Origin of the sequence: Pseudocitrobacter vendiensis, from assembly GCF_943590815.1 — a bacterium.
In the GTDB taxonomy this organism is placed as follows: domain Bacteria; phylum Pseudomonadota; class Gammaproteobacteria; order Enterobacterales; family Enterobacteriaceae; genus Pseudocitrobacter; species Pseudocitrobacter vendiensis.
Window position 1 is genome coordinate 1 of record NZ_CALSBS010000048.1, and the last position, 15,569, is coordinate 15,569.

At 47.9% G+C, this 15,569-nt stretch carries 17 protein-coding genes and 1 pseudogene; 6 read left to right on the forward strand and 12 right to left on the reverse strand.

Going from position 1 to position 15,569, the window contains the following annotated elements; genetic code table 11:
* Positions 1-238 precede the first annotated feature (238 nt).
* The 4 genes from NMC31_RS24755 to NMC31_RS24770 all read right to left on the reverse strand — a co-directional run bounded on the left by NMC31_RS24755 (position 239) and on the right by NMC31_RS24770 (position 2,627).
* On the reverse strand, positions 239-532 hold the full coding sequence (locus tag NMC31_RS24755; RefSeq protein ID WP_016246546.1) for a hypothetical protein: 294 nt from the start codon (positions 530-532) through the stop codon (positions 239-241).
* 20 nt (positions 533-552) lie between these two features.
* On the reverse strand, positions 553-852 hold the full coding sequence (locus NMC31_RS24760; RefSeq protein WP_016246547.1) for a hypothetical protein: 300 nt from the start codon (positions 850-852) through the stop codon (positions 553-555).
* Between the two features lie 315 nt (positions 853-1,167).
* Positions 1,168-2,106, reverse strand: a complete 939-nt coding sequence (locus tag NMC31_RS24765) for a hypothetical protein (RefSeq protein ID WP_188093466.1) — start codon at positions 2,104-2,106, stop codon at positions 1,168-1,170.
* A 5-nt stretch (positions 2,107-2,111) separates the two neighbouring features.
* A complete protein-coding gene (locus NMC31_RS24770; RefSeq protein ID WP_015062960.1) occupies positions 2,112-2,627 on the reverse strand; it encodes a thermonuclease family protein in 516 nt (171 codons plus the stop codon).
* A gap of 222 nt (positions 2,628-2,849) precedes the next feature.
* Between NMC31_RS24770 and NMC31_RS24775 the strand changes: the two genes are divergently transcribed.
* The 4 genes from NMC31_RS24775 to NMC31_RS24790 all read left to right on the forward strand — a co-directional run bounded on the left by NMC31_RS24775 (position 2,850) and on the right by NMC31_RS24790 (position 6,133).
* Positions 2,850-4,277: a DNA cytosine methyltransferase gene (locus tag NMC31_RS24775; RefSeq protein WP_015062959.1), complete on the forward strand. Its 1,428-nt coding sequence runs from the start codon at positions 2,850-2,852 to the stop codon at positions 4,275-4,277.
* A 128-nt stretch (positions 4,278-4,405) separates the two neighbouring features.
* Positions 4,406-4,573: a hypothetical protein gene (locus tag NMC31_RS24780; RefSeq protein WP_016246550.1), complete on the forward strand. Its 168-nt coding sequence runs from the start codon at positions 4,406-4,408 to the stop codon at positions 4,571-4,573.
* A gap of 23 nt (positions 4,574-4,596) precedes the next feature.
* The gene (locus NMC31_RS24785; protein WP_032610439.1) at positions 4,597-5,916 is read left to right on the forward strand and encodes a DUF1173 family protein; all 1,320 of its coding nucleotides are present in this window, start codon (positions 4,597-4,599) and stop codon (positions 5,914-5,916) included.
* 13 nt (positions 5,917-5,929) lie between these two features.
* Positions 5,930-6,133, forward strand: a complete 204-nt coding sequence (locus tag NMC31_RS24790) for a hypothetical protein (protein WP_024191726.1) — start codon at positions 5,930-5,932, stop codon at positions 6,131-6,133.
* A 54-nt stretch (positions 6,134-6,187) separates the two neighbouring features.
* Here the strand turns inward: NMC31_RS24790 and NMC31_RS24795 are convergent, their stop codons facing one another.
* The gene (locus NMC31_RS24795) at positions 6,188-7,408 is read right to left on the reverse strand and encodes a coiled-coil domain-containing protein (RefSeq protein ID WP_032610436.1); all 1,221 of its coding nucleotides are present in this window, start codon (positions 7,406-7,408) and stop codon (positions 6,188-6,190) included.
* A gap of 2 nt (positions 7,409-7,410) precedes the next feature.
* Positions 7,411-8,223, reverse strand: coding sequence for a DUF4942 domain-containing protein (locus NMC31_RS24800; RefSeq protein ID WP_015062955.1), 813 nt, complete (start codon positions 8,221-8,223; stop codon positions 7,411-7,413).
* Positions 8,224-8,978: 755 nt separating this feature from the next.
* Between NMC31_RS24800 and NMC31_RS24805 the strand changes: the two are divergent.
* Positions 8,979-9,959: pseudogene (locus NMC31_RS24805) on the forward strand (IS5-like element IS5 family transposase).
* Positions 9,960-10,238: 279 nt separating this feature from the next.
* Here the strand turns inward: NMC31_RS24805 and NMC31_RS24810 are convergent.
* Complete coding sequence (locus NMC31_RS24810) at positions 10,239-10,703, reverse strand: methyltransferase family protein (RefSeq protein WP_001243598.1); 465 nt, start codon at positions 10,701-10,703, stop codon at positions 10,239-10,241.
* 245 nt (positions 10,704-10,948) lie between these two features.
* Complete coding sequence (locus NMC31_RS24815) at positions 10,949-12,607, reverse strand: FAD-dependent oxidoreductase (protein ID WP_000706606.1); 1,659 nt, start codon at positions 12,605-12,607, stop codon at positions 10,949-10,951.
* 161 nt (positions 12,608-12,768) lie between these two features.
* On the opposite strand from NMC31_RS24815, the gene NMC31_RS24820 reads away from it, so the two are divergent.
* Positions 12,769-13,119, forward strand: coding sequence for an ArsR/SmtB family transcription factor (locus NMC31_RS24820; RefSeq protein WP_000928911.1), 351 nt, complete (start codon positions 12,769-12,771; stop codon positions 13,117-13,119).
* A 304-nt stretch (positions 13,120-13,423) separates the two neighbouring features.
* Here NMC31_RS24820 and NMC31_RS24825 read toward each other — a convergent pair whose 3' ends face one another.
* The 4 genes from NMC31_RS24825 to NMC31_RS24840 form a co-directional block, all read right to left on the reverse strand.
* A complete protein-coding gene (locus tag NMC31_RS24825) occupies positions 13,424-13,900 on the reverse strand; it encodes a Dps family protein (RefSeq protein WP_000043177.1) in 477 nt (158 codons plus the stop codon).
* A gap of 114 nt (positions 13,901-14,014) precedes the next feature.
* The gene (locus NMC31_RS24830; protein ID WP_016241611.1) at positions 14,015-14,452 is read right to left on the reverse strand and encodes a PaaI family thioesterase; all 438 of its coding nucleotides are present in this window, start codon (positions 14,450-14,452) and stop codon (positions 14,015-14,017) included.
* Positions 14,453-14,612: 160 nt separating this feature from the next.
* The gene (locus tag NMC31_RS24835; protein WP_000626969.1) at positions 14,613-15,074 is read right to left on the reverse strand and encodes a NifB/NifX family molybdenum-iron cluster-binding protein; all 462 of its coding nucleotides are present in this window, start codon (positions 15,072-15,074) and stop codon (positions 14,613-14,615) included.
* Entirely contained in the window at positions 15,049-15,369 is a 321-nt protein-coding gene (locus tag NMC31_RS24840) for a DUF134 domain-containing protein (RefSeq protein ID WP_001137910.1), read from the reverse strand. The genes NMC31_RS24835 and NMC31_RS24840 overlap by 26 nt, the downstream gene beginning before the upstream one ends.
* Positions 15,370-15,569 lie beyond the last annotated feature (200 nt).

Here is a 15,569-nt window from a genome sequence, read left to right on the forward strand (position 1 = left end):
TATAAATCAATGGGTTACGTTTTACTTCTTGGATTACGCACTGGCACGGGATTTGGGATTTGGGATTTCCATGATGATTTTCCTGTGGGCAACCTGCATTATCACCATCCAGGACATAGGACGGGCTTACCCCGTTCTTACCTAATCATTTTAGGTCCTTCGTTACTAGAAAAATTTTTTAAACTCATACAGATAGACCGCCATAGGTACCAGCGGAACTATCTGTACCATTACTGAACTAAAAATAGATGAAAAAACATGCAGCCAGTACCGTGACGCTAATAATTGAAAATAAGTTAACTACGATGGAAATAAAGCTTTTTTTCATCATGGTCAAGGTTTCGGCTGGTGTTTCATCGAGTGCTTTGCCAGATTTATGGTCATCATAAATACGCCTTGAAGTTACAAGCTTATCGTGATGTTTATTCACTTGCTTCATCAAGAGGTGAATGACTAAAATCATAAGGGCAATGTAGATATACTTATCTTTACTTAGTGCGTCAATTATTTGATGTGCCTGATTCTCGTGCATAAAAATATCTCCTTGTTTGATTAACTGTGAAGTAGATAAAATAGATACCCAAAAACAATAGTGGATAGTGCTAACACCACACAATTAGCAATGTACCAGATCAATGTTTGGAACTTAAGTCGCCGGATCATTTCAGGTTCTTCACCGCTTGAGAAAGATCCTCTACCTTCACTGACTAACTTATCAGCATTTTTAAAATGCTGATAAGTTGAACCAGCACGGAAAGTAAGCCATGCCATACCTAACATTATGAATCCAAATAAATAAAATGCTTTTTCTAAGTAAAAATCTACCGCTGATACAACATCCAGATTTTCCATTTGGTAATTCTCAATATTGTTGGTGAGTTAAAGATTTTTTTGTTGGCTAACTGTCTGAAAGCCCTAATTATGGTCATTACAATCCAACCAATTAACAGGTTCCCCAAGAAACCGTGTCAATGCTGCTTTAGCGTATTGTGGCTTAGTGTAATATCGAGGGAACCAGCCATCGAAATTTTGTGTTCCATTGCGGCGGTATTCAGGTTCGACAGACAGTCTACATCCCTGACCGTGAGGCGAAATGAAAAAGGTGAACCCGTCAATCGAATCAGAACTCAACCGGCTGCATGTCATTGGAAATCCTTCATGATTTAACTAACCAGGCATTGCACTGGTAATCTGATGCTCCACACTCCGCATTCGAGGATTTTGACGTACAAAGTCTCTGACGCCCGAGATGCAAGCTTTGATGATTATATCAAAGTGAGGCTGCGCCTCCGATACGAAATTTCCCGTATTATCCAGTAGCAATATGACCCCTAGCGATTTTACAAGCTGGTACTCAACTGTCGACCGGTCTAGGGCGATCTGGAGCATGTAAATAGTTTCCCCGGTTACATTTCCGTCTATTCCAATCACGGTTGCCGTGCAAGCTGCCTGCTCCTCTGGGTAGTGAGGTGTATAATAGTCATACCAGTAATCGGACTTCACCGATTCTTTCCTCGATTGCAGGTTTTTAACAGGCCATTTCACCCAGACAGATGACATATTCTCTGAAACCAGTGAGTGCTGTAACGCGGTAAGGGGGTTATCAAATTCGCCCATGGACCATAAGGTCTCAAATTCTGCTTGAAAAGTAGATGGGTCTATTACAGCAATAAAATCGAACTGGTCCTTATTAATTTTAGACGCTCGCTCATCCATATAGAAAAGACCAAGTCTGTTCCCTTTATCACTTCTCCAGGTGGCCCCTGCTGGTTGATAGTCCGTATTTATAAATGGTCGAAGTTGCTGGTCTTTGTGCAGAAAGATAAACGATGGGGCCAGTGTTCTATTCGCGTTCTTAACTGGGTTAACATATAGGCGCTCACCTGCGCTGAGGAGTTCAATGATCGACTTTGAAATGACAACATCTACAGATGGCGTGCAGGGGTTAACGCCCTCCTCCACTTGATGTACTAAATCCCCATCCGGACCCGGAATAACGTCTCGCAGACACGTTGGGCAGCGCTGAGTTTGTCCGGGTAAAATTGGCCACGAAAGATGTCCATCGTTATTAAGCGCAATTTTCAATAAAGGATGTTGTCTTGTCATCGCGGTCACCCCCTGCTTTTCGTCTTTTGAGGTTTCTGGTTTTGCTGGCGCCACTCCCAGGGGGCAACGGGATTCGGATCTACCCAGAGGCCTTTAACTGCTTTCTGCGCTGAAGCTTCGAATTTCAGATAGTTTGGGACGATGGCATTACCGTCAAACCGGTATACCCATGCATAGCCACTGTCTACCATTGAGGCGTTTATGTCATAACCATCAAGCCAAATGGTTCCCAGCATCCTGCCGTAAATATCAGGTCCGTGGTCTATTACCGTAATATTCTGTGCAGCAATCGCGGAGCTCAACGCTTGTTTAGCCTTTTGTCCAAAGGCCTGCTTACTTTCGGGGGCATCAATACCGTACAAGCGGATTTTGATGTTTGTATTCTGACCATCGAGCGCGGTGATTGTGTCCCCGTCGATAATTTTTACCACTTTCGCTTCAAATGATGATTGGGTAGCAAGAGTTGCCACCGGGAAAAGGACGATTAATGTCGGCAAAAGTAACTTTTTCAAAAGAGTCATACGTTCTCCCTGAATTAGATGGTTCGTAGTAACAAATAAGTCGTGTGATTTGACGCGCTTATTGTACCAATTAGAAACTCGGCGATTTTCTGTTAACGGAGGCAATTTGAGTGGGTAAAAATTTTAATACAGGAGATGAAAATAAAGGCCTTTAACAAAAAATTGAATTTTCACCGCGTGGTAGTCTGAGAACCTAAATTAATCACATTTCACGGAGTAAGGATGTACAACGATAGAACTGAGCCTGCAATAACAGCATTGCTTAATGATGAGACACCTTCCTCTATCCATAAATTACTGGTGCAGGTTGCAAGCATCTACGACGTGAAGGATTTGGCTGAGCAACTTAATGCTGCAACCGGCAGCGAATGGTCGAGGGGAACGCTTATTCGCCAGATTAAAGGTGCAGTTAATGAATGCCAAATCACCCAGGAAGGATATCGTTATCTTCGAACGTTGCTCCCCTCTCGGCCAGCGGACTATGACCAGAAGTTTTTCCGATTTATTGACTTGTTTGCTGGGATCGGTGGCCTCCGGAGTGGTTTTGACGCCATCGGCGGAAAATGTGTGTTCACCAGTGAGTGGAATCAGTTCTCCCGACGGACTTACAGTGCAAACTGGTACTGTGACGAGACTGAGCACCATTTCAACTCAGATATCCGGGACATTACACTCAGTAATCTTCCCGATGTTTCGGATGACCAGGCCTATGCTTCTATCGATGCATCCATCCCAGACCATGATGTTTTGCTCGCAGGTTTCCCATGCCAGCCGTTCAGTATTGCCGGTGTCAGCAAAAAGAACTCCCTTGGCCGAAAGCACGGCTTTGAATGCGACACCCAGGGGACCCTTTTTTTTGATGTTGCCCGGATCATCCGAGCCAAACAGCCTGCCATTTTCGTTCTGGAGAACGTAAAAAATCTGAAGAGTCACGATAAAGGCAATACGTTCCGCATCATCATGAATGCGCTTGATGAGCTCGGCTACGATGTTGCCGACTCCGATGCTCACGGAGCAAAGGACCCCAAAATAATTGACGGTAAGAACTTCAGACCTCAGCACCGGGAACGTATCGTGCTGGTCGGTTTCCGCCGTGATCTGAAACTCAATGATGGCTTTTCGCTAAGTGGTGTATCCGCTCTTTATCCTTCACGACGGCCAACCCTTAGGGAGCTGCTGGACGCTGAGGTCGATAGCCGTTACATCCTTTCTCCAAAGCTCTGGGAATACCTTTATAACTACGCTAAAAAGCACCAGGCAAAAGGCAATGGATTTGGCTATGGTTTGGTAGATTCATCAATAGAAACAGTGGTTTGCAGAACACTCAGCGCACGCTATTATCGGGATGGATCTGAAATTTTATTAGACCGGGGATGGGATTTTAGCATAGGCGAAAAGCACTTTAATGATCCTGTCAATTTGGCAAGGCGCCCACGCCGTTTAACCCCGCGAGAATGTGCCCGCCTTATGGGGTTCGAGCAACCGGGAAAAGTTACTTTTCGCATTCCAGTCTCTGATACGCAGGCCTATCGCCAGTTCGGGAATTCGGTCATCGTCGACGTATTTGCGGCCGTGGCCAGTTTGCTTCGGAGCCGTATTGAGACTGCCGTTTCGGCTCGGCTCAAGGGAGAGTTTGAAGCGGCATCATAGTCATTCTTCTGTGTGATTTAACAGGGTAACGTAATGGTTTAATTCACAAAATATTAACATTCACGCAGATAAAACCTGGGCAGGAAGAGTAAGCCTGCTTCAGTTATCGCCTTCATCAGGAGGTACTGATGACGTATTTTGATTCAGCTGAAGATCTTACTATTACAAAACAAAGGGCTCTCCAAGAGCTTGCTAAACATGGCGTTGAGGCCAGCGACATCAACGTGTTTTTTTCCGAGTTGGGTGAGAAGGAAGAGTACAACGCGCAGGATGTATTGAGATGGCTGGGCTATTAGTCTTTTAAATTTCAGGAGGTCCCATGGGCCAGAAGTTTGCAGTATTTATTGCTTACGATGACGAACCAAACACGAAACGATACTCGGCTGAATTTCAGACGCAGAACGAGTATGTAAAGGGATGGCAGTCGGCCCTAAAGAAAGCACACCACACGTCCGGGCAGAAATCTGTGATCACCTGCGGATGCCGGGGCAAAGGCGCAAAGCGTCTGTACGTCCGGTCGCTACCAAACAGTGATACCTTCATATTGATTAAGGCTGCAAATACCGGCACTGAGCATGATCCATCGTGCGTGTTTTTCGACCTTGATGCCAGGCATACGGGGTTAAAGGGTTATGCCAGCAATGTTGTACGCATCAACAATGAGGGGACCATGTCAATACGCCTCGGAATAGGCATGACGGAGAAAGATCCGCCGGAAAAGTCAGAGGTTCCTACCCCGCCCCAAATCCAGCGACCTGAAGGTGGACAGGCTTCAATGACCCTGTCCGGACTTCTGAGTCTGTTGTGGACTGAAGCCGGTCTTAATGTCTGGTATCCGAATATGGCCGGGAAGCGAAATGATTCGCTGGTTCGCTACCGGATGTTGGACGCCGCAAAGCAGGTCAAATCAGGTAGAGCGTGTATTGGCGACCATCTCTTTATCGGGGTGGCGGACTCTAAAAGCAAAGTGGCCAGTGAGCAGGTTAAGCTGTTGTCGTCCGCAGAACTGAGCGACAAGCGACTGCTGCTGCTATCAGTACTGCCGCGCTATGACGCAGAAAAGCATGAGAAGCCACTGAAGTTTCTTCCTATGCGTAACTTCGGCGGTATGCCCCTTACCTTCTTTAACTCAGACGGGCACTGGGATAGCGTGAAGCGGCGATTCCCACTGGAATATGCAGCCTGGAAAAATGGTGGCAAAGTTGTTGTTTTTGCACTTACCTCTCCCGTATCTGTGACCACTAGAGGTCTCTCTGCACGAGCTCATCAGATAGTGCTTATGCTGGTGAGTGATAACTGGATACCTCTGGACTCCTCATACGAAGCGATTGTATCCCGTAAACTGGATGCCGAACACCGGCACTATGTTAAGCCTATGCGGTATGACGCAAGTGCGAGCGATGTATTCCCCGATTTTTATTTACTTGATACCCGGAGTGATAAGCCGTTCCCGATGGAGGTTTTCGGAATGTCGACACCAGCCTATCTTGCGCGAAAGGAACTTAAGAAGGCGTATTACAACCAGGAATATGGGGCCTATGGATGGTGGCACTGGGATGCTACGGAGAAGACGGAATCCCAGGATCTCCCTCATTTCCCTGAAGCTAAAAAATACAATTCACCCGAATCACAACCTTAAAATGGGGTTAAAAATGGCGTACATACTTTCGATGAGTGAACAGGTTAAACTGAAAGCGTTTTTGGCGGCAGTACTCGATGACTATAAGCTGGGAGCTATTTCGCAGCAGCAAGCTGTTGGCGGGATCACTAGCCTGGTTGATGCTCTTGAGATCAGTGACTCGGGGAAAATCAGCCAAATGCTATCGGAAGGACGTAAACTCCTCCGGACGGGATAAAGAGCCTACGGGCGCCAGGAATTTAAGTTTATAGCAAATTCCTGGCGGGAGCAGTTATGTCGTCTTTTTGTTTCGCGGTTTTGATGCCCCTGGGGATTTAGGTTTGATAGCAACTACGCCGGTCATAGCTTCGGTAAGCTGCTTGATTGTTCCTCGTAAAGACTCTGCAATGGTCTTTTCCGCATTGAGTGTCGCTTCCATGGACATCATCTGATTCCTGAGCTGCTGAAGCTCTTCTGTCAGATCTGTTTGGACCTTTTTGGACACCAGGTTCTCATCAGCTAAGCGTTGTGCTTCAGCTCGTAGTTGTTCATTCGTCCCTTTAGCTGTTGAGAGCTCCGACCGGACGAGCGTCAGGGCCGTGTCCTTTTCGGCTAAAGATGAGCTCAATTCAGAGGCATGGGATTGTGATGAAGAAAGGTCCTGTTCAAGCTGACTGACACTGGACTTTAAATCAGACACGGTCCGTTGTAAGTTTTCATTCTGGCTGTTGAGGGCGGTCAGCTCTACCTGCTGCGCTTTATTTTCATCATTAAGCTGCTTCTGATACTCCTGCTGCGAGGCCAGTTCCTGTTTGCGCTCACTCAGTTGCTGGTTCAGTGTCCCTACTGTCTGCTGTAAAAGCTGGATCTCGTTTTGGGCATGCTGTAATTCACTTTGAGTTCCTGCCAGAGTTTCTTCTGCTTCCTGAAGTGAATCTTCTAATTTACTGGAGAGTTCACGCTGCTGCTCCAGCAGGTTAATCAGGTTAACTTTTTCGTTATTCAGGACTGTAGCCTGTTCTTTCGACTGTGACAGTTCTTCCAGAATTTCAGCATTCCGGTGCCGTAACTGAGTAATTTCTGCCTTCGCAATTTTCACGCTATCACTCTGGATAGCCGTATAGCTTAAGCGGAAGTACCAGGTGATAAACGCAGTAAAATCACTGAATGCATCTTTAATCTGGTCAGGGATTTCAATCGCGCGTGCTTCTTCGGGCACCTCGTCCACGTATTGCTTGTAGGCCGCCAGCATCTCCTGAGCCCGGGCAAAAGACCCCCCCATTTTATCCCGCAGCCAGTGGGCTTTGAAAAACTGGTCGAGGTTTTCGGTGCTGATGCTCTTATCGAGGCAGATTTGTTCAATCTCGGTGAAATATTTAACCTTAGCTATTGACGAGTAAGGGGAATTCTTCAGTAACTCGGGGCTTAGAGGGGGCGTTTTTGGAGTATCTTCACTTAAACTGGACGCTGTCTGTTCATCCCCGTTCATCAAATTTACATTGTCAGTCATCATTCTTATCCTTTGGCCGGGATCTGGTTGGCAAAATAAATGCTAATCAGGTCATTCAGTGCGTTATGCAGGCTTTCACACTCAACTGAGATATGGACGTTACCATTTTCGAACAATCGGCACTTCCAGCCCTTCGGGTCGGTAATGTCACCCGTAAAATCGGTTTTCCGTAAGACAGCAAGCCGATCGTACATGTTCATTCCACTGCCGACAGGCGGTGTTGCTGCATTGGAGCAGATGCAAACGATATTCTCAAAGTCGTTTAAATAGAAGAGATTATCCTGAGAAAAGCCATTATATCTCATCATGTTCGAGTCGGGAAAAATGCCGCGTAGTACCAGTTTTTTTGGCATCACAAATTGCTGGGCATTAGTTTTATACCGGCGATCAAGCTGGCATAGCAGATCAACAAACCCTTCAGCAAGTGTAATGCTGCGCATGGCAACTGCCTGGCGCAATGTACTGCGGATTACGGTTAACGACGCAATTGGCGGAGCGTTCCGGAGAGACTCACGGAACTCTGCCCGCTGGTTGTGATTCCAGAATCGGTCAATACCCGTTTCTTCAAAAAGATTGTTCCATGTCTTACGGTCTATTTGCTGTCGCCCTTCCTCGATGCTTGCGGCCAGGGACGCAGGAAGGCCAAAAGCATTAGGGGCCATAATTTTGCTGTTAAACAGTGAAAACCCGCAAATTGCTGAGGCTTCGGCAATCAGCGTCATGCCGTCCAGAAATTTTTGCATAGCGGCATCACGACTACTGGCGAGTTGTTCGGTACGGGTACTCAACTTCAGTTCCGGCTGCGAATTCATGCTCATTTCACGATCCTTTTCCCACTGTTTTGGCTGAGAGATTTTCACTGGCCTATCCACCTCTCTCGTTAAAAAAATTCTCGTAGCGTCATATATAGTGAAGCCTTTACTAGTGACTAATGATGAAAAAGATTAGCACACAGATGTCGGGTGACCAACAACCCGCAACCCGTTAAGTGGCGATCGCATCCCCTGAATGCACAACCATTGCGTTACATGACTGATTAATAAGGGTTTTAGCCGCAATTACACTATGGGGGGTGCTATTTGAACGATGGGATTTACCCATAATTAAATCCCATAGTACATAAAGTGAGCTAAAAAAGGCCAATAAGCGTGACACCGTCACCTCGCGAGGTTTTTTTGTGGTAACTAGTTATTAGTAAAGGCATGACTAAATGTATAATGGGATAGTTGTTCGGGCCTCCTCTTTGGTCGTTATCACGGATGAGGGGCTGTTACGACTGATAGACAGTGATTGCACACATTGGGCTAAGGGCAACAAAATGACGGCGTCGCGAATTACACACCTAATAAGGGGTCCGCTTGGAAAAAGGAAATTATCCTACGCTAAGCGCATTTTTTGCACAGATGGCTACCGACTGAACGTAACGTGTGAGTCATGATCAGAAATGTGTTAACTCTAGGAATTGACACGACTTACTGTTTGATGGGGAAATCATGTTTAGCTATGGAAGGTGCGAACAAGTCCCTGATATGAGATCATGTTTGTCATCTGGAGCCATGGAACAGGGTTCATCATGAGTCATCAACTTACCTTCGCCGACAGTGAATTCAGCAGTAAGCGCCGTCAGACCAGAAAAGAGATTTTCTTGTCCCGCATGGAGCAGATTCTGCCATGGCAAAACATGGTGGAAGTCATCGAGCCGTTTTAACCCAAGGCTGGTAATGGCCGGCGACCTTATCCGCTGGAAACCATGCTACGCATTCACTGCATGCAGCATTGGTACAACCTGAGCGATGGCGCGATGGAAGATGCTCTGTACGAAATCGCCTCCATGCGCCTGTTTGCCCGGTTATCCCTGGATAGCGCCTTGCCGGACCGCACCACCATCATGAATTTCCGCCACCTGCTGGAGCAGCATCAACTGGCCCGCCAATTGTTCAAGACCATCAATCGCTGGCTGGCCGAAGCAGGCGTCATGATGACTCGAGGCACCTTGGTCGATGCCACCATCATTGAGGCACCCAGCTCGACCAAGAACAAAGAGCAGCAACGCGATCCGGAGATGCATCAGACCAAGAAAGGCAATCAGTGGCACTTTGGCATGAAGGCCCACATTGGTGTCGATGCCAAGAGTGGCCTGACCCACAGCCTGGTCACCACCGCGGCCAACGAGCATGACCTCAATCAGCCGGGTAATCTGCTTCATGGAGAGGAGCAATTTGTCTCAGCCGATGCCGGCTACCAAGGAGCGCCACAGCGCGAGGAGCTGGCCGAGGTGGATGTGGACTGGCTGATCGCCGAGCGTCCCGGCAAGGTAAAAACCTTGAAGCAGCATCCGCGCAAGAACAAAACGGCCATCAACATCGAATACATGAAAGCCAGCATCCGTGCCAGGGTGGAGCACCCGTTTCGCATCATCAAGCGGCAGTTCGGCTTCGTGAAAGCCAGATACAAGGGGCTGCTGAAAAACGATAACCAACTGGCGATGTTATTCACCCTGGCCAACCTGTTTCGGGTGGACCAAATGATACGTCAGTGGGAGAGATCTCAGTAAAAACCGGAAATAACGCCAGAAATGGTGGAAAAAATAGCCTAAATAGGCTGATTCGATGTGTTTGCGGGAAAAAAATCGGCCCAGATCCGCGAAATTTTAATCAGCGAGTCAGCTTGGGAAGAAATGACCTGCTTATTCGCACCTTCCCTAAGGTACCAGCACTGGCTCAATGGCTACATACGGCACCTGGTTTACGATTACGATATAAAAGCTCAAGGATGATGAATTCTTTTCTTTATGATTTCGACGTTATTTGTCTCCTGCAACACCACGGGGTTGCTATAACCAGCGACGAACCCGTTGGGTATAGCGTTCCCATTCCAACCCGAAACGTTTTCGAAGCTGTACCTCTTCAACATGGATATGTAATCTGGCTACTACAAACATAAACAACGGTACAGCAAGTATCCCCACCAGGCTGCCAAAGCAGAGAGCAACGGATAACTGGAGCCCGCTCATTCCAAGGTAAATAGGGTTTCGACTCCATGCGTAACAACCGACAGTTACCAGCTTGGTGGTTCTATCCGGATGAAGCGGATTAAGCGTCGTGCCGTTCGTGCTCATCTGCCAAGCGGTGTGCAGTATCATGGTAATACAAACACCGGTCAGCAACACGCTTAGCACTATATTCACGATGTCGAAGGTAAAACGCGGGATTGCAGTCAACACATCAGTGACGAAAAACAGCAATAAGATGAGTGGGGGCGGAAACCATACTCTCAATCGAGTCACGAAGTTACGCATTACACAGACCTATCTCTGAACTAAGCAGCCTGATGGCTGCAAAATGAAAATCCAGTCCTTGCCATTCCTATAGTGACCATGAATCTGACATTATATGCCTGATCTGAAAAGTTATTTTTTTCATAACTGTCCTTATAACGGTGCGGGGTCAGTCCACACCTCTGTTCAGGTGAACAAATTCAGCAGACCACTTCACTGTTAAACCTGTGGCGATTCAGGGTGCCATGTGTATGGCACCTCATCTCTTATTTACTTATTGACTCCGTTACCGCCTGCCAGGTTATAAAGCCACCACTCAGATTATATGTCCTGAAGCCGTGGGCCTGAAGAATACGGTATGCCACATGCCCGCGCAGGCCACTCTGGCACCCTATAAAAATCTCTTTATCTTTAGGCACTTTTTCAAGATTCTCCCGCAGGGAATCCAGTGGAATGGATAGCGCGTCAGGATATTCGCCAAATTGTTTCAGTTCGGCAGGAGAGCGAATATCAAGTAAACAATAACTGCCCGGTTCCCGTTGTAACACATCGCTGACATGACATATGACCGTATCTCCTTTCATTACATTTGTCGCCACCATACCAGCCTGGTTAACGACGTCCCTTGCACTGTTAAAAGGTGGAGCATAAGTCAGCTCAAGATGTTCGAGATCGTTGACGGTAAGCCCCGCGCGCTGTGCGACAGACAGGACATCGATGCGTTTATCAACCCCTTTTTTCCCTGATGCCTGAGCCCCGAGAATTTTACCGGTATCGGGGCTGAACAGCAGTTTCAGACTGATCATCGTTGCCCCCGGGTAGTAACCGGCATGATCAGCGGCATGGACGTAAACCTTCTCGTATCGGGTGCCATGAACTTTCAGCTGCTTTTCATTCGCACCGACGCTGCCAATACTCAGCGAAAATACCTTACAAATGGATGTCCCCTGACTGCCATGGTAAAGGCTGTGACGATCTAGCATGTTATCAGCAGCAATGCGTCCCTGGCGGTTGGCGGGCCCTGCCAGAGGAAAATTAGCGGGTTCCTGAAAGACAAAGTCTGGAGTTTCAACGGCATCCCCCACGGCGTAGATGTCAGGGATACTGGTCTGCATACAGGCATTGACGCTTATGCCTCCCCGTTTACCCACTGCGAGCCCGGCTCCTGTGGCAAGGCTGTTCTCAGGTTTTACCCCGATGGCGAGAATAACCATGTCGGTCTGCAGAAACCCACCCTCAGACAGTGCAACGCGGAATCCCGTCTCTGTCCGCAGTACCTCGGTGAGCGCCGTTCTGAGACGCAGATCCACGCCATGACTCCGGATTTCCTGATGCAGGGCAGATGCCATTTCAGGATCAACCGGAGCCATAACCTGTTCCCCCATCTCCAGCAGGGTCACACTGATCCCCCGTTCGCTCAGAGCCTCCATCACTTCAAGTCCGATAAATCCCCCCCCGACAAGCGTGGTGTGAGCTACGTGATGTTGCTCAATCCACCCCAGGATAGCATCCATGTCAGTAAGATTTCGCAGCGTAAAGACACCCTCTTCCTGTAGCCCGGGCAAAGGAGGGACAACCGGAGCGGCGCCGGTACTGAGGAGCAGACGATCCCATTCTTCGCTATAGACCTCCCCTGAGGTCAGATTTTTAACCGTCACCGTTTTATTAACCGGATCCACTGACGTCACTTCATGACAGATACGGACGTCTATGTTAAAGCGGGATTTAAAATCCTCCGGGGTTTTCAGAATCAGTGACTGCCTTAAAGGAATTTTTCCGCCTATATGATAAGGTAATCCACAGTTGGCGAAAGAGACATCGCTTCCCCGTTCAAACACAACAATACTGACATCCTCTGATAACCGACGAGCTCTGGCTGCAGCGGATGCCCCGCCGGCAACACCACCAACAATCACTATTTTCATTACATCCTCTCTGTTCACCCGGGGCAAAAATGCCTGCCAGATATAATCGTTTCCCCGGGCCGGCAGGACGCTGCAGACCTGACGAACACGATGGCAAAATTACGATACCGTTAGTATACTAAATTATATTATATAAAAACACATAGTATGAGAAATCAGCAATGCTCATGAATGAAGACACAAAACGTCAGACAGATATGAAGAATGCGGCCCTGAGGGCAGCAGATGTCTTACGGGGACTGGCCAACAGCGACCGGTTGCTGTTGATGTGTCAGTTAAGCCTGGGGGAAGCGAATGTGGCCGGGCTGGAAGCGGCGGTCGGTATCACTCAGCCGACCCTGTCCCAGCAGCTGGGTGTAATGCGCCGCCTGAAGCTGGTCGAGACCCGACGGGCAGGTAAAATGGTATATTACCGTATTGAGGATAACCGTATCATGACGTTGTTAAATACCTTATATGATCTCTACTGCCCGCAGGCAGGCACCGGTAAAGGAAGCCATAACAACGAATAATATGATCCTGCTTTCCCCGTAAACCGTTTTATCCATGCATCATTAACCCTGTTCAGGCTGTGAAATGCCAGACCGGAACCTGCGATACCTTAACGGGAAAACAACAGTGGTCCGGATATACCAGCCGATGATGCCCGTCACGGACTGTATTTCTCGTTCACGCATTCACTGATTAACCCACTGATTCAATGGTGTTTAATACTGTGACGGTCAGAAAAAACAGCCACAGGAACACGGATGATTCTGCACTGTCAGTAATAGCCTGTGGCTGACAAACCGTTTTTTCTGCTGCCACGGGGTGACATTATTCAAGCAGGCTACGCAACATCCAGGCAGTTTTCTCATGTAACTGGATACGTTGTGTAAGCAGATCTGCTGTGGCTTCATCATTCGCATTATTAACGAGCGGGAACAGGGAGCGTGCAGTTTTAACCACGGTCTCCTGGCCCTGGACAAGATTTTCAATCATGTTTTTTGCTGCCGGAATATCCTTATCTTCATTAACCGCTGTTAAACGTGAAAATTCATGATATGTGCCGGGCGCGAAGCATCCGAGCGAGCGTATACGTTCAGCGATATCATCAACGGCAGTGGCCAGCTCATTGTATTGATTTTCAAACATTAAATGTAAGCTGTTAAACATGGGGCCAGTTACATTCCAGTGATAGTAATGTGTTTTTATATACAGGGTATAGGTGTCAGCAAGAAGCCGGGACAGGCCGTCTGCAATCTCCACCCGGGATGATTCAGCAATACCAATATCAATGATTTGTTTACTCATAACTACCTCTTACACGGTTTCAGTGGAATATACGATATGCGATTATTCTTTCCGGTCTGAGCAAAACACGCCTCAAATTTTTATAATAACCAGGTACACCTGTCGTCTGTCACACTAGCGATGCGCCAGAGCAATATCCTGCGACGGAACAATGAATTTCGCCGTGGCACGTGCCACTGTCTGCTGTCCTTTTGTCAGCCATGCTTCAAGCAGGTAAATCCCCCTGCGTTGCCCAAGCAGTCTGGCACATACCATCAGTTTGTCTCCGGTACAAACGGGTGAAATGAATCTTACCGTCAGTTCAGCCGTCAGGGCTTGCACACCCTGCATGAACAAACAATGAGTCATTGCTGCATCCAGCAGGGTACTCGTCATTCCGCCATGTAAAAGACCCGTATACCCCTGATGCCTGTGATTGGCCGTGTAGTCCGCACATACAGAGCCATCCGGGTGCTCTGAAAACATTAAGTTCACCGTATCAGGGTTGTTGTCGCGGGAACTACAGACCATACAACAGGTATGGGCCTTTCTGGCATCAAGATAACAATTCATCTGTTTCTGCTCAGCGTCCGGTTGTACTGACGGGAGGCATCCGGAATTCAGTCAGCTGAGGGGCTCCCCCGGCATCATTACTGCCTCCTCCACACATTCCGGCTCCTGGTTTATACACAATACGGGTCTGATAAAAATCACCGCCCGTGATGAAATAAACTCATGAATGGCAACAGCGCCCGTTTCCGTGATGATGCTGACGCCCACCCTGGCACGCATTTTCTGCTGTGTTCCCGTCAGAGTGACAGCATTTTTTCCCTTTCGCCTCATGATGAAAGGACTGGCGTCCCTGCTCCGGCTTATTCAGTTCAGTCAGAACACGGGTATCCGGATCACACAGTTCAGTGAACAAACGACGACCACAGTCAGTCTGGTACACCGCGATCTGATGCCCCAGTAATTTACCCAGCATCCGTTCCCCGATGTTACGGACCACAACGCGGCTGACTTGCTGTTGAACCAGCAGGTCAACCAGCTTCCGTTTACCTGAACAATCTGCGCCCAGCGCGGGATTTTCTGTCCGGCTGAGCTCCACACCGCGCTCATCCACCAGGACAAGGTGACTCGCTTTGGTAAAATGATTTGCTACCCGGTCGTCATTCACTGGAATGGCTGTGATCATCTTGTGTAACTCCTTCCCTTTCAGAGTGCATTATTAAGGCCTTGCCCTGAGTGAGACAGTCCACAACCTTAAAACGGGCTGCTTTCAGGACATTGGCCAGTGTCTGCCTTGAAACCCCCATTGCAACAGCCGCTTCCTGCTGTTGCATGCCCAGTAAATCGACCAGCCGTAACGCTTCAAACTCATCTTCTTTTAAATGAACATGTTCAAGCTGGCTCATCGGTCGCGCATTGGGCTTAAAACAGGTATCCGCAGGGCGGCCACAGATGTTACGGGGAATTCTGGGTCTTGGCATGAAGGCTCCTTATTGGCATATGCTATATATACACTCATAAACTGGCATATGCAATATACTCTGCTCACCGGTGGAGAATTTTTTGCTTTACCCTGGAGTCTGTAAGTGGGCAGCAGGTCATGAGAGATGAAGAGAAAGAAAACAGATACTGTATGAGACTCAATTTAAAGTGCTGCCATAAGGGGGTCGTCTCAGAAAAC

Coding starts and splice junctions, on each gene's coding strand:
- NMC31_RS24765 (WP_188093466.1), bottom strand. CDS start 2,106: ATGACAAGACAACATCCTTTATTGAAAATTGCGCTTAATAACGATGGA.
- NMC31_RS24770 (WP_015062960.1), bottom strand. CDS start 2,627: ATGACTCTTTTGAAAAAGTTACTTTTGCCGACATTAATCGTCCTTTTC.
- NMC31_RS24760 (WP_016246547.1), bottom strand. CDS start 852: ATGGAAAATCTGGATGTTGTATCAGCGGTAGATTTTTACTTAGAAAAA.
- NMC31_RS24790 (WP_024191726.1), top strand. CDS start 5,930: ATGGCGTACATACTTTCGATGAGTGAACAGGTTAAACTGAAAGCGTTT.
- NMC31_RS24815 (WP_000706606.1), bottom strand. CDS start 12,607: ATGAAAATAGTGATTGTTGGTGGTGTTGCCGGCGGGGCATCCGCTGCA.
- NMC31_RS24800 (WP_015062955.1), bottom strand. CDS start 8,223: ATGAGCATGAATTCGCAGCCGGAACTGAAGTTGAGTACCCGTACCGAA.
- NMC31_RS24825 (WP_000043177.1), bottom strand. CDS start 13,900: ATGAGTAAACAAATCATTGATATTGGTATTGCTGAATCATCCCGGGTG.
- NMC31_RS24820 (WP_000928911.1), top strand. CDS start 12,769: ATGCTCATGAATGAAGACACAAAACGTCAGACAGATATGAAGAATGCG.
- NMC31_RS24795 (WP_032610436.1), bottom strand. CDS start 7,408: ATGATGACTGACAATGTAAATTTGATGAACGGGGATGAACAGACAGCG.
- NMC31_RS24830 (WP_016241611.1), bottom strand. CDS start 14,452: ATGAATTGTTATCTTGATGCCAGAAAGGCCCATACCTGTTGTATGGTC.
- NMC31_RS24810 (WP_001243598.1), bottom strand. CDS start 10,703: ATGCGTAACTTCGTGACTCGATTGAGAGTATGGTTTCCGCCCCCACTC.
- NMC31_RS24835 (WP_000626969.1), bottom strand. CDS start 15,074: ATGATCACAGCCATTCCAGTGAATGACGACCGGGTAGCAAATCATTTT.
- NMC31_RS24755 (WP_016246546.1), bottom strand. CDS start 532: ATGCACGAGAATCAGGCACATCAAATAATTGACGCACTAAGTAAAGAT.
- NMC31_RS24840 (WP_001137910.1), bottom strand. CDS start 15,369: ATGCCAAGACCCAGAATTCCCCGTAACATCTGTGGCCGCCCTGCGGAT.
- NMC31_RS24785 (WP_032610439.1), top strand. CDS start 4,597: ATGGGCCAGAAGTTTGCAGTATTTATTGCTTACGATGACGAACCAAAC.
- NMC31_RS24780 (WP_016246550.1), top strand. CDS start 4,406: ATGACGTATTTTGATTCAGCTGAAGATCTTACTATTACAAAACAAAGG.
- NMC31_RS24775 (WP_015062959.1), top strand. CDS start 2,850: ATGTACAACGATAGAACTGAGCCTGCAATAACAGCATTGCTTAATGAT.